The sequence below is a fragment of the Phycisphaerales bacterium genome (genome assembly GCA_029268515.1).
Lineage (GTDB): Bacteria > Planctomycetota > Phycisphaerae > Phycisphaerales > SM1A02 > JAQWNP01.
In genome coordinates, this window is the sequence record JAQWNP010000011.1 from 39,230 (window position 1) to 51,840 (window position 12,611).

At 51.6% G+C, this 12,611-nt stretch carries 12 protein-coding genes; 7 read left to right on the forward strand and 5 right to left on the reverse strand.

Going from position 1 to position 12,611, the window contains the following annotated elements; all coding sequences use genetic code 11:
- Positions 1-41: 41 nt before the first annotated feature.
- From P8J86_08445 to P8J86_08455, 3 genes are all read left to right on the forward strand, one after another.
- Positions 42-377: a rhodanese-like domain-containing protein gene (locus P8J86_08445; GenBank protein ID MDG2054723.1), complete on the forward strand. Its 336-nt coding sequence runs from the start codon at positions 42-44 to the stop codon at positions 375-377.
- A gap of 41 nt (positions 378-418) precedes the next feature.
- On the forward strand, positions 419-1,270 hold the full coding sequence (locus P8J86_08450) for a phosphatidate cytidylyltransferase (protein ID MDG2054724.1): 852 nt from the start codon (positions 419-421) through the stop codon (positions 1,268-1,270).
- A 137-nt stretch (positions 1,271-1,407) separates the two neighbouring features.
- Entirely contained in the window at positions 1,408-2,163 is a 756-nt protein-coding gene (locus tag P8J86_08455; GenBank protein MDG2054725.1) for a hypothetical protein, read from the forward strand.
- Between the two features lie 85 nt (positions 2,164-2,248).
- On the opposite strand, the gene nrdR is transcribed toward P8J86_08455, so the two are convergent.
- On the reverse strand, positions 2,249-2,788 hold the full coding sequence (gene nrdR / locus P8J86_08460; protein ID MDG2054726.1) for a transcriptional regulator NrdR: 540 nt from the start codon (positions 2,786-2,788) through the stop codon (positions 2,249-2,251).
- Between the two features lie 216 nt (positions 2,789-3,004).
- Here nrdR and thrS point away from each other — a divergent pair, with 216 nt between their 5' ends.
- The 3 genes from thrS (at position 3,005) to P8J86_08475 (ending at position 7,130) form a co-directional block, all read left to right on the forward strand.
- Positions 3,005-5,092, forward strand: a complete 2,088-nt coding sequence (gene thrS, locus P8J86_08465) for a threonine--tRNA ligase (protein MDG2054727.1) — start codon at positions 3,005-3,007, stop codon at positions 5,090-5,092.
- A 453-nt stretch (positions 5,093-5,545) separates the two neighbouring features.
- On the forward strand, positions 5,546-6,271 hold the full coding sequence (gene infC / locus P8J86_08470; protein ID MDG2054728.1) for a translation initiation factor IF-3: 726 nt from the start codon (positions 5,546-5,548) through the stop codon (positions 6,269-6,271).
- 94 nt (positions 6,272-6,365) lie between these two features.
- Positions 6,366-7,130, forward strand: a complete 765-nt coding sequence (locus P8J86_08475; GenBank protein ID MDG2054729.1) for a metallophosphoesterase family protein — start codon at positions 6,366-6,368, stop codon at positions 7,128-7,130.
- A gap of 7 nt (positions 7,131-7,137) precedes the next feature.
- On the opposite strand, the gene P8J86_08480 is transcribed toward P8J86_08475, so the two are convergent.
- From P8J86_08480 to P8J86_08495, 4 genes are read right to left on the reverse strand one after another with little or no spacing between them, the layout of a single operon-like run.
- A complete protein-coding gene (locus tag P8J86_08480; protein MDG2054730.1) occupies positions 7,138-8,685 on the reverse strand; it encodes an MATE family efflux transporter in 1,548 nt (515 codons plus the stop codon).
- Positions 8,686-8,716: 31 nt separating this feature from the next.
- On the reverse strand, positions 8,717-9,706 hold the full coding sequence (locus P8J86_08485) for an alcohol dehydrogenase catalytic domain-containing protein (protein MDG2054731.1): 990 nt from the start codon (positions 9,704-9,706) through the stop codon (positions 8,717-8,719).
- Positions 9,687-10,595 (reverse strand): HEAT repeat domain-containing protein, encoded by a 909-nt coding sequence (locus P8J86_08490; protein ID MDG2054732.1) that lies wholly within the window; start codon positions 10,593-10,595, stop codon positions 9,687-9,689. Before P8J86_08490 ends, P8J86_08485 begins: the two co-directional genes overlap by 20 nt.
- A 37-nt stretch (positions 10,596-10,632) precedes the next feature.
- On the reverse strand, positions 10,633-11,754 hold the full coding sequence (locus P8J86_08495; GenBank protein MDG2054733.1) for a hypothetical protein: 1,122 nt from the start codon (positions 11,752-11,754) through the stop codon (positions 10,633-10,635).
- A 123-nt stretch (positions 11,755-11,877) separates the two neighbouring features.
- On the opposite strand from P8J86_08495, the gene P8J86_08500 reads away from it, so the two are divergent.
- Complete coding sequence (locus tag P8J86_08500; protein MDG2054734.1) at positions 11,878-12,540, forward strand: MBL fold metallo-hydrolase; 663 nt, start codon at positions 11,878-11,880, stop codon at positions 12,538-12,540.
- The last annotated feature ends 71 nt before the right edge of the window (positions 12,541-12,611 follow it).

Here is a 12,611-nt window from a genome sequence, read left to right on the forward strand (position 1 = left end):
ATAAAACAGGACACTTTCAAAAGTGATATAGGCCCTTGGAAATGTCAGCAAAACCACTGGAAATAATACCTTCTGATGTAGCTCGATTGATACAAGATGACACCACACTGGTCATGCTTGATTGCCGGACCGACGAAGAACGCCGTATTGCAACCATTGATCAGAGCACCCATATCCCCATGAACGAGATACCGGATCGTATTGATGAGCTGAGTCCATACATGGATGCGCCAATGATTGTGTATTGCCATGGCGGCAAGCGATCATTGGCAGTCACCGCTCTACTCCGCACCAAGGGTTTCAAGAACGCCCAGTCACTTTGTGGAGGCATCGATCGCTGGTCACAAGAAGTTGATTCCTCGATCCCTCAATACTGACCACTCGATAGCAAGATCGCTGCGACAGAGAATCAATCACCATGCTTCGCTACCGACTCATCACTGGACCAATCCTGATTATTGCGTTGCTTGGCGTTGTTTGGTTTGACTGGGCCATGCAGTGCCAAAACGCACCTCCAGGGCTTGTGCTGTATCTGCTTGCGGTGCTCGTGACACCTCTTGCAGCCCATGAATTCACAACCTTGCTCCGCGCGACTGGACTAAAAGCTCAAACCTGGCTGAATACCACCGTGGCATGGATGGGCCTCAGCCTCACTTTCTGGTGGCCCCACGGCATTGATTCGGCCAATGGTGTCGCCCTCATTGTGTCCATCATGGCATTGATTTCTGTCGTGAGCGCGATCACCTTTACAAGAGGACAAACGACCGAAGGTGTCATTGCGAGCATTGGCGGAACATTATTCGTATTTGCCTACCTTGGCTGTCTCGCTGGGCTTCTGCTGGCAATTGCACACGGACACTCCGCCTGGTGGGTTGCTGGCGTGGTAGCCATTACCAAAGCATGTGACTCAGGGGCCTACTTCACGGGCCGAGCCCTTGGAAGACACAAAATGATCCCCTGGCTAAGTCCTGGTAAGACCTGGGAAGGCGCCATTGGCGGCGTCTTGGCGGCGATTGGCGTTGCAGCACTCCTGATCGCGGCCAATGATGCCTGGCTGGATACCCCACTGCCTTGGTGGATGATTCCTGCACTTGGCTTGGGGCTTGCTATCTCTGGACAACTTGGCGATCTCATGATGAGCCTCCTAAAGCGAGGGGCGAGGCTCAAGGACAGCTCGAACATTCTGCCCGGACTTGGTGGACTGCTCGATGTCCTCGATTCACCCTTACTCGTTGCTCCAGTGGCCTATTGGCTTCTGACCGGCTTTTAGATTTCTCCTAAAAACTTTCTTGGCGCGTTCTTGACACGCCTTGTATTGTCCCCATGGCATCTAGGATGCTAGACTTATGGGTCTACACGCAGCGTGCGTGGTATTTGTTTTGACGCCGCTCACAACTGGAGCTCTACATGCCACTGATGGAAGATCTGCTGAAGCTCAACGATGTTGATCGAGAGATGCGACAACTGCAGGGGCAACTTAATACCGCAACACGCTACTTCAATACCCAACAGCAAAAAGTAGACGAACTTGAGCAACGCATCCAGGAACTAAAAACACGATGCAAACAGCACCAGGCATCTGCAGGTAATTTTGAGATTGAAGTCCAGGCAATCAATGAGCGGATGGACAAGCTTCGTGAAGAGCTCAATAGCGCCGTCACAAATAAACAATACACAGCATTGCTTGCCGAACTCAACACCATCAAGCTGCAACGCAGTGAAGTTGAAGATCAGATTCTCAAAGAGATGAATGCCATCGAAGAGGCGAATTCTGAAATAGCAGTGCTCAATGAGCAGGCCACAGAACGAACGACTGTACGTGATCGTGCGAAAGACCAACTTGATACACGCAACGATCAACTAAAGTCAGGAATTGATGATCTGAAAACGCGACGAGCAGAAGCAGCCGAAGGCATTGATCCAAAGGCCATTTCCGTCTTCGATGAAGTTGCAGACATGTACGAGGGCGAGGCGATTTCAGAAGTCGCTGAACTCAATCGCCGCCATCGCGAGTATGCGTGTGGCGAATGCAACATCCAAGTACCGTTCGAACAAGTATCACTGCTTCTCAGTGGAAGCAATAGTCTCGTGCGATGCCCTGCATGCTTTCGTATCTTGAGTATTCACGAAGATCTTCGAGTTGGACTCGTTGGCAAGAAGTAGCTCAAGCACGCTCACCATTAATGAACCTAAATGAGCCTTGCGCCGCACATGCGTCTGTCGTGGCTGATATGAATCTGCCTATTTCTCAGGATGCCTCATCTTTGGAACCATCGTCTTGGCGAAGATGCTTTGCCGAAGGAAAAAGATCTGTTTGATTTGGCAGATTTCGTGGCCGGCTCTTGAGCTCTGAGAGCTCTTCTGCAAATTCATCGAGTGAATGAAAGGCGTGATACTCGCTGGCATACCGGATATAGGCGATCTCATCGAGCTCGCGAAGGCGAGCCGCCACCCGTTGACCAATTTCGTCACTTGGCACCTCTTGAGAAAACTCCCTGTGCACAGCCTCCTCGACCGCTTGTGCCAGCGCCTGTTTATCTGCCTCAGGAATAGGCCGCTTGCCGCAGGCTGCCTGGATACCCCCAAGAATGCTCTGCATCTCAAATGGCACGCGAGATCCATCACGCTTGATCACCATCAGTCGGGCAGTCTTCTCTACCCGCTCATAAGTCGTGTACCTCTTGGCACACCCCTCACACTGGCGGCGGCGGCGTACCGTCACGCCTCCATCAGAAGCACGAGAGTCGATGACTCGATCATTATCCTCACCGCAATATGGGCAGATCACAATCGCATCTCCGTTAAAGGACCTTATTCTCTATCCGCTGGCTGGCGTCAATCTCGCCCACTGCTTGCCACCGGGTATGCCATACACTGAACGTCTGTGGTATCTTCAGATCCCAAGAACAGAACGTCAATGGGTAGTATCGACCAATATCGACCCAATCTGATGGTAATCGCCAATACAGCCACTTAACCCTCCTATTACAGTGCCCTAATACCCATGCCAGTCATCACACTGCCAGACGGATCCGAAAGAAGCTTCGATAGCACCACCACCCCATTAGCGGTGGCGGCCGATATTTCGCCCAACCTCGCCAAGGCGAGTATGGGCGCCCGCATTGACGGTGCCCTGTGCGAAGTGAATACACCCATCGAACAAGATGCCAAAATTGAACTCATCACGCTACCAAGAGGCAAGGCGCCACCGAGCGATGATTTGCTCTACCTCATACGCCATAGCTGCGCCCATGTCATGGCGGAAGCAATTGAAAAACTATATCCCGGTGTTCAGTTGGTTTACGGGCCGCCTCTTGACAACGGCTTTTACTACGACATTTCAGTACCACCTGGAACCACAATCAGCAGCGACGACTTTGAAAAGATCGAAAAAGAGATGGCCAAGATCATTGCTGAAGATCGTCCATTTACACGGGTAGAGATGGCCGTTGATGCTGGCATCGAGAAGCTCACTGGGGAGAAAAATAAGTTCAAGCTTGATAATGCCCAAAGAGCGATCGAGGCAGGTTCTGATGAACTGACCTGGTACGTCACAGGAGAGCCTGATCAAAACTGGGAAGATCTCTGCCGAGGGCCGCATGTTCCGACAACTGGAGCCATTGGCGCTTTCAAGATCATGTCATTGGCATCAAGCTACTGGAAGGGCGATGCCAATTCAGACAAACTGACACGGGTCTATGGCACCGCCTTTGCCAATCAAAAGCAGCTCGAAGCACATCTTGAAATGCTTGAAGAAGCAAAACGGCGTGACCACCGTGTATTGGGTCGGCAGCTGGGACTTTTTCAGATCGATGAAATGGTTGGCCAAGGCCTTGTTCTTTGGACACCGAAAGGTGCGGTTCTCCGCAATGAGCTCCAGCGTTTTATTGGCGAGGAACTCAGACGCCAAGGCTATCAAGAGGTCTTCACGCCCCATATTGGAAAACTTGATCTCTACCGCACTTCAGGACACTTCCCCTACTACCAAGATAGCCAGTACCCACCACTGATCGATCAAGAACAGTTAGAGCAACTTGCTGAAGAAGGTTGCTCCTGTGCTGAACTGGCCAACCGAATGCGTGATGGCGATATCGATGGATACTTGCTCAAGCCAATGAACTGCCCCCACCATATTCGCATTTTTGCAGGTGAGCCACGAAGCTATCGTGACCTACCGCTTCGGCTCAACGAGTTCGGAACAGTCTACCGATGGGAACAGTCCGGCGAACTTGGCGGCATGACGCGCGTACGCGGCTTTACCCAAGATGATGCACACCTATTTTGTACTGAAGAACAAGTTGCCGAAGAAGTAGCCGGCTGCCTAGAGATTGTAAAAATCATCTTCGCTACGTTAGACATGACTGACTACCGAGTACGCGTAGGCTTACGTGACCCCGACAGTGACAAGTATGTCGGCGATCCCGCCAACTGGGAAAAGGCCGAGCAAGCATGTCGGGAAGCAGCCGCTTCTCTGGGCGTCCCCTTCTCAGAGGAGTTCGGCGAAGCAGCCTTCTATGGCCCCAAAATCGACTTTGTCGTACGTGATGTGATTGGTCGCCAGTGGCAGCTGGGCACCATTCAGGTTGACTACAACCTCCCCGAGCGTTTTGATCTCTCCTACATCGGTGCCGACAATGCCAAGCATCGCCCGGTCATGATTCACCGTGCACCATTTGGCTCTTGGGAGCGATTTATAGGCGTGCTGATCGAACACTTTGCGGGCTCTTTTCCAACTTGGCTCTCACCGGAGCAAGTGCGCGTTTTGCCGATTTCTGACAAATCTAGCGAATACGCACAGACCATTTATGCAGCGCTCAAGAACCATGGTGTGAGGTCCACGATCGATGAAAGTGCTGAACGCATCCAGGCCAAAATCCGCAATGGTATTGATAAGCGGATCCCTTATCTGCTCATTGTGGGGCCTCGCGACCAAGCTGCTGGAACCGTCAGTGTCAGAGCCAGGGGGCAACAAGGCGATCTCGGCAGTATCCCAAGCGAGACGTTTTTGACCAATATCAGAAAAGAAATCGAATCTCGCGGCCAAAGCGATGTCATCTCATCATGCTTCAGTAAGGCATCCAAAGGCGACTGATGCCAGAAAAAAACCCACTACTTGCCGGATCTTGCCAGAAGCTGTTTGAATGGCTGCAATAGGCAAGCTAGTCTATCCGCTGTGGCATTGGGACGAAATGACGACTCAAGCCAGTAGGCAGTATCAACGCACCGCGCGAAGATCTGCATTTTTTTGCCAAGTACAGGATCATGCATCGATGCACATCGAGGCAATGACAGGGACAATCATGAGCCATCTCAAAGTATGAGACCGTTTTTGACTGATTGTCTTTTGGGCCAACTTCACATTGAACCTTGGGGCGTGAACGCACCAGGTCCCGGTCACGTGACCACGTCATCCATATTTTGGAACGACGCTTCTTGTGATTGCGCTGTACTGATTACTTGCAGAACCACTTCTTAGAAAAGGACCCTGACTATCGCTCGCCGACGCTACTTTAGACCCAACGAAAACTTCCGAAGCGCCCCGACCATTAACGATCGAATCCGCGCTTCCCATGTCCGACTCATTGACGAAAACAACCAGATGTTTGGTGTCGTCCCTATTGCAGAAGCACTCCAGCTCGCGCAGCAAGCTGGGCTCGATCTTGTGCAAGTCTCTGGGGAATCAGATCCACCCGTTTGCCGCATTCTCGACTTTGGCAAATACCGCTATGAGCAATCAAAGAAAGAAAAGGCCAATCGCGCCCGCTCTAAAGCGCTCGAGCTCAAAGAGGTTCGCCTCGGCCGTTCAATGAAGATTGATCCCCATGATCTTGAGATCCGTCTCAATCAAGCTCGCAGATTCCTGGTCGATGGACACAAGGTACAAATCGTTCAAAATTTTAAGGGCCGTGAGGTCATGCACCGAGATCGTGGGCATGAGCGCATGAAGTACGTCATGGAGAGCCTTGAGGACATTTCCAAGGTTGAGTCAACACCGAAGATGGCTGGCCGCCGCATGATGATCATGCTGGCACCAGACAAGACCAAAATCCAACGCTACAAGCAGGCTCAAGACGCGAAGGCCGATGCAGCCGCGCTCTCTGACCCCAAGAAGAAAAAACGAGAAAAGAACGCCTCGGCGACAGAACCTCATAAATCCACTGCAGAAGTTGTTGTTGAACCCCCTGCCGAAGTTGCTCCTGAGGTCCCTACTGAGGTCCCTGCTGAGGTTGCAAAGGATGGGGACACAATCGCTACAACTGCAGACAAATAGCTTCTACAGAAATTTCTTGCTGCAGAAGAGTCTCAACAAATTGCCTTTTTCAGTTTGACCTGAACATTCCACCACCGAGCGCATTAGAGTCTGCATGACCAGATACGCACTCATCTCGGATATCCACGGGAACAGCAGCGCCTTACTTGCGGTGCTCAACCGTATCGCGACCCTGAACGTAGATCAAATCATCTGCCTTGGCGATGTCGTCGGCTACGGTCCAGAGCCAGAACGTTGTATGGATCTCGTAACGACCACTTGTGACGTCTGCGTCCGAGGCAACCATGATCATGGCATCATCGACCCTGAAGTATCAATGGCCTTCAATGAAGTCGCACAGTGCGCGTTGGATATGTCCAGAGAGTGCCTTCAGTCTTTACATATTCAAGCAATCATCGATATGCCCGAGTTTGTTGAGCTAGAGCATGGCATCTTGTGTACACATGAAACACCATCACTAGGTGAACACAGTTACATTCAAGATGCCGCGAGTGCTGCCAATGCATTTCAGCAATCTGATTGTCGAATTGCACTTGTAGGCCATACCCACGTTCCAATGCTTTTCTCATATGACACAACCCTGAGCGACAAGACAGTCTCTCCAAGTGACATTATCGCCCATCTCCCTCGCCCACACACACCATTAGAGTTGAGCCCTGACCTTCGCTACATCGCGAACCCGGGCTCAGTTGGACAACCACGTGATTGTGATCCGCGAGCTTGCTTTGGTGTACTGGATAGCGATGAGTGGACCTTCACAATTCACCGTGAAGAATATGACATAGCAGCCACGCAACGCATCTTTCATTCAGCGGGCCTGCCCAGCATCTTGGCCGATCGCTTGGCTGTTGGCGCCTGATCAATCTCTACAACTTGCGATTGGCCCAACCACCATTGAGAAATCTCGCACCGAAGAGCACGGCTCGAACAGCCATTTCACCACACAAGGCATACCACACGCCTTGAATGCCCAGGCCCATCGCCACCCCCAAAATCCAGGCGGCAGGCAAACGCACCAGATAACTTGAGAAGGTTGTAATCAGGAATGTCCACAGCGTGTCACCACACCCACGCAAGGCTTGCCTGACCACCATCGAAATGGCGAAGAAGATCTGGGTTGCACCTGCAATTTTTAGCAATTCAGGGGTGTATTCAAGAAAGACTGGCTCATTTGATACTAACTTGGTCAACATGGTTCCACAGAAAAAGAAGACCACGCCTAGCGCACACATAATGATGGCGCCAATGATGACGCATGCAATCGTGGCACGTTTCGCCATGGCTGCATTTTGAGCGCCTAAGTACTGACCAGCCAAAGCACCCGCGGCAACACCCAAGGCGAAGCCAGGCAAAAAGCTAAATGACTCCCATTGCACCGCAATAATGTGAGCGCCCTGTAGGCCCTCCATCGGCTTGCCGTCTTCACCTTGTTTGATTGCAATTTCACCAAGGAAACCAAGGATAAAGAGGTTGGCAGTCCACATTGCCAAGCCTTCAAAAAACATTGGAATTCCAACCCGTGCGACGCGTCCCAACATCGAAGGATCAAACGACATATCACTGGATTTCAATCGCAGGTCTCTGATGCCTCGCTTCAGCACGATCAGTGTAAAAATACCACCAAACACATAAGCGACTGTTGTCCCCAAGGCGATACCAGCAACACCAAGATCCCATCCCAACGGGCTGACAAAGTCTTGCCCTATCGTGGCCCCTGAGAACAACCAGGACAAAACGACGTTGATGATGTTGACCAGCACCATGACCAAGAGAGGCCACAGTGCTTCACCCGCACCATGCATGCACATACCGCCGACCATCAGTATGCCTGTGAGTGGCATCACATAAGCAAGAATACGAATGTACTCGGTACAAAATTCTGACGCCCGACCTTCAAGCCCCGAAGCGGAAGCAATCATTGGCGCCCCAAGCCACATCACCACCGCAACCACCAGCCCCCAGAGCATGCTCAATAAGATTGCCTGGCCTAAGGCACGATGTGCCATTGCTCCATCGCCGCCACCAATACCTCGCGCAATCAAGGCCTGACCACCAATACCCAGGCCACCCATTGCAATACCAATAAACCAACCGATATAAGACGCGACACCGAGACCATCCATCGATTCCACTACGATTTCTGGCGCCAACCTGCCCGCAAGTAACTTATCTACCAAACCCACGACTGCTGCCATTAAATTCTGAAGAAGTACAGGCGTGGCCAAGATCCAGATGGCGTTTGGCAAACTTCGGCCAGCCAAACGCCCTGAGGCTATTCGACCAACGGTATCAGCCACCGCTTCTGCTTCAGCCACAGGAAGATCGCTGGCAGGCAAATCATCACAATCAGCTAATGGCGGCTGCCACTGCTGCGGGTTTGGATCATCATCAAAATCGCTTGGAGGTTGAGTCACTTCAATGATTGTAGGGACTCAGATCAATTATTCATGGCGTGACAAGAACCTTGCCAGATTCACCCGAAGCCGCCATCTGGAGAATTTTAGAACCATCGTTCAATCGCATGCGGCGTCCGATCAAACTAATCACATCAAACCGCTCTTCAAGGAGCGATCGCAACGCTTCACCGAGTGGACCTTGGTCAGACCCAATGGCATGAATTTCTTTCCTAACCATCAAGCCCAAATCAATACCGCGAGCCCCAGCGACTTGAGCCTTAAGCACCAGTTGCCCACGTGGGCGAAGGAGCGCCATGCTGAGTCCAAACCCCGCAGATGTTCCTGAGCAGTCCACAACAACATCCTGATCAGATCGGCGACCAATTTCACCGATCGGCCGGTGCTTAATACCCCAACGTTCACAAAGTGCCATGCGCTCTGGATTTTGACCCACGACACGTACCGAAGCATTCAGTGGCTCTAAGGCTTGAGCCACAAGCAATCCGCTCGTCCCATCCCCGACCACTGTGATGTAGGGTCGATCTTGTACAGTGATTTGCCGGGCCACTTGCAGCGCTTCTGCCACACTAATCGCGAAGACTGCCCGGTCATCATCAAGACCCTCTGGCACCACACGGCAATTGCTTCCCGGCAATACAAACCAATCAGCGAGACAACCATTTCGACCTCGCGATCCCATGACCGTTCGGTTTTGACAATGCCCCGCAATGCCACCTCGACACAATTCACATTTTCCACAACGCGTTGCGATCTCACAAACCACGCGCTGCCCAATGAGGTTTTTATCTCCATTTGGGCCAACCGCCTCAACACGCCCAACACATTCTCGACCAATCACACCTTCGAAGGGCAACTCGCCACGTGCAATACAGAGATCTGTCCAACTCACGCCCACCACAATCGGTGCGATCAATACTTCATCACCCGTTGGTTCAGGACAAACAAGCTTCGGATCAAGGCGCACCCCGTCCTCTCCAGAGAAAAGTGCACGCATGGTCTTATTTGCTACTGGCGTCATCTTCGTTCCCGTCTTGGCCCTGCTGCTCTTGCTCTTCATAAGTTGAACGAGTGCTACTGGGCTTCAAACCCGCTGGTGATGCAGGCTTTTCTTCGTAGCGTGAATACCAGAATGCCAGTGTTTCCAGGAAGGAATCATCACGCGTATAAGTGGGATAAAGGTAATCCACCCTGTTTTCAAAGGGATCTTTACCGGCTTGACTATTCGCTGCTTCATACCAACTCAGCCATGCAGAAGAGTCCATGCCGAAGTCTTGTCCCGTGATGGATCCAAGCGACTTAATAGCTGCTAGGTTCACCGCCAATTCAGGTGCGTCAAGCGCTCGAACCAGCCCATGGAACACGCGTGTCTGTGGATATTGCCCAAGGGCCAATGCGGCCTCGGTGCGGACATCACTCTGTGACTCCTCTTCATTATTCAACGTGACTAAAAGAGGCCCAACAACAGATTCATTATGGAGACGCTGGAGTCCTTTCGCCGCCTCCCATCGCACATGTAACTGATCGCTCTTTAAATAGGGCGCTATCAAGAGCGCATCCTCTGAAGAGCCATGCCTGGCAAGGGCTTTGATTGCGACCGCTAACACGATGGGATCCTGCTCAGTGCGAACGCGTTCTCTATACAACTTCACGTAGAGTTCCGAGCCGCCGAATGGTGCATTGGCAAGGTCGAGCGTGCCTATCCGGCGCTTATCTGGATCATGCGGATCCATCGCCTCCATCGCCGCCTGGGTAGGCGACTTAGGGGTCAGCACACCTTGGATACTGTTGACGTCATTGATACAGCCCACCAGGCTCCCAACGAATAGTCCAAACCCGCAGGAGACGCCAATCAATCGACCAAATCGTCTCGCGTGCACACGCTGTCGAACGAGTCTGCATTGCATCATCAATATCCCTTTCAAACCGCAATCCACATACTTCGTCCTAAGAAAGATCAAGTGCTGGGTGCGGCGAACCTGTTCCAGATTCGCCCTCCTCTGCTCGAACCCGCAAGACTTCAGCCATGGCACGAACCTCATTGGCCATCTTGGAATTTGGAAACTCTAACGTGATTTGCTCACCAATCTCCAAAGCCCGCGACCACTGTTTATCACTCACCGACATCTTGAACTGAAGAGAGAGGTTCTCCCGATGCTTATCGACCACTGCCCGAGCAATCTCTTGTAATCTCTGAGCATCTTCTTTACTGACAAAATGATCGAGTTGACGCAAAATCGCCATGGCCTCCGAAACCTCTTGGCGGTCAAGGGCGATGTCGAGCTGCTGCTCAAGTTCGCGTTGATAATGCTGCCTGGCAGCAAGGACACGTAGATCCAGTTCTGGAAGCAGGTGAGACTCTGGGTACAAACGTCGAATTCGATTCGCCTGCATATCGGCTTCATGCCATTGCTGACGATTTAAGAACGCATCTAATTCTGCAAAAGCCGCCTCAATCTCTTGCTCTTGAACTTGATGACGATGCTCGAGAATAGCGGTGCGAAAGGACTCTGCCTCTTGGATAAAACCAAACAAACTCGCCATATCATCACACAGAATCAATGCTGCGTTGTAGGCGCCACGTGAGATATCTTCCCGAATAGTACGCCGTAGCAGATCGATCTCTCGTTCTCGATACAAGGCTCTCTTCGTCGAATCAGATAGCATTGCGTTCTCATGAATATGAGAGAGTAGTTCCATTGCCTGGGCACTCATAACCGAGCTGCCTTCAAACGTTGCATCTGCTTTGACACTTTTAATTTCAGTCGCCATCAACATCGAAAATGCTGAAAGTGCCGCAACTAAAATACCTGCTCCGATATAAATTGGCGTCCCAAGCATGCCACCCACGACCAAGAGCACGGCTGCTGTCAACCACAATCCAACTAATGTTGCTGCATGCGGACAACCAGCCAGCAGCGATAAGGGGCTGATGACAACCAAGATGACACCACCAATAATCAGGGGCAGCCCCCATTCAACTGGGCTGGTTTCACTCGGTAGTATGGCAAGGGCAACAATGAGTGCTGCAAGACCACAAATGCAAGGCATCACCCACAGCAGATGCATGTGAAAGTGATTCCCCCGCCGCGATTGGGTCTTACGTGCCATCATTGGCTACTGTACCCATACTCATGGCTCACCGCACCCCGAACTCGCTCAAATCCACCAACCAGCACCGAAAAGAACACTATGCCTGGACCAATTCTTACAACCTTCACACTTGGCCCCTTTCAAACCAACTGTTTTATCGTGACCCCTCCCCAGGAAAGCAAGCCAACCAAGAAGTGCTGGATTTTCGACTGTGGGTTTGATCCTCAGCCCATGCTCGAGCATATTAAAGATAGGCAACTCGAACCTGAGGCCGTCTTCCTCACCCACTGTCATAGCGATCATATTGCTGGACTCGACTTACTTCGCAGCCAGTGCGGGGACCTCCCCGTTTGGTGCCATCCAGCCGAAGCCCAGTGGTGCACCGACCCGATGCTGAATCTATCTGGTTTCATTGATCAACCAATCACAGTAGCGGCCCCCACCGACATGCTGACACCAGGCCAAGATCTGATACTGGACGGTGAAACGTGGAACGTCTTGCATACCCCAGGGCATAGCCCAGGAAGTGTGACATTTGTCCATTCGGAGAGCCAACAAGCAATTGTTGGTGACACACTGTTTGCTCAGAGCATCGGCCGCTTTGATTTTCCAACCTCAGATCCAACCGATCTCAAAGCAAGCTTGTTTGATGTCTTGATGAAATTACCTGATGAAATCGCCATTCACCCAGGGCATGGCCCGTCAACAACGATCGGCATTGAGCGAGCCACCAATCCATTTCTCAAGAATGCTGGTTGGTAAGCAACGAAGTCACAGCCTGCGATTCCGAATAAGGGCTTTTGTTAAGTCACGCTCTGTGACAACCACTCCTC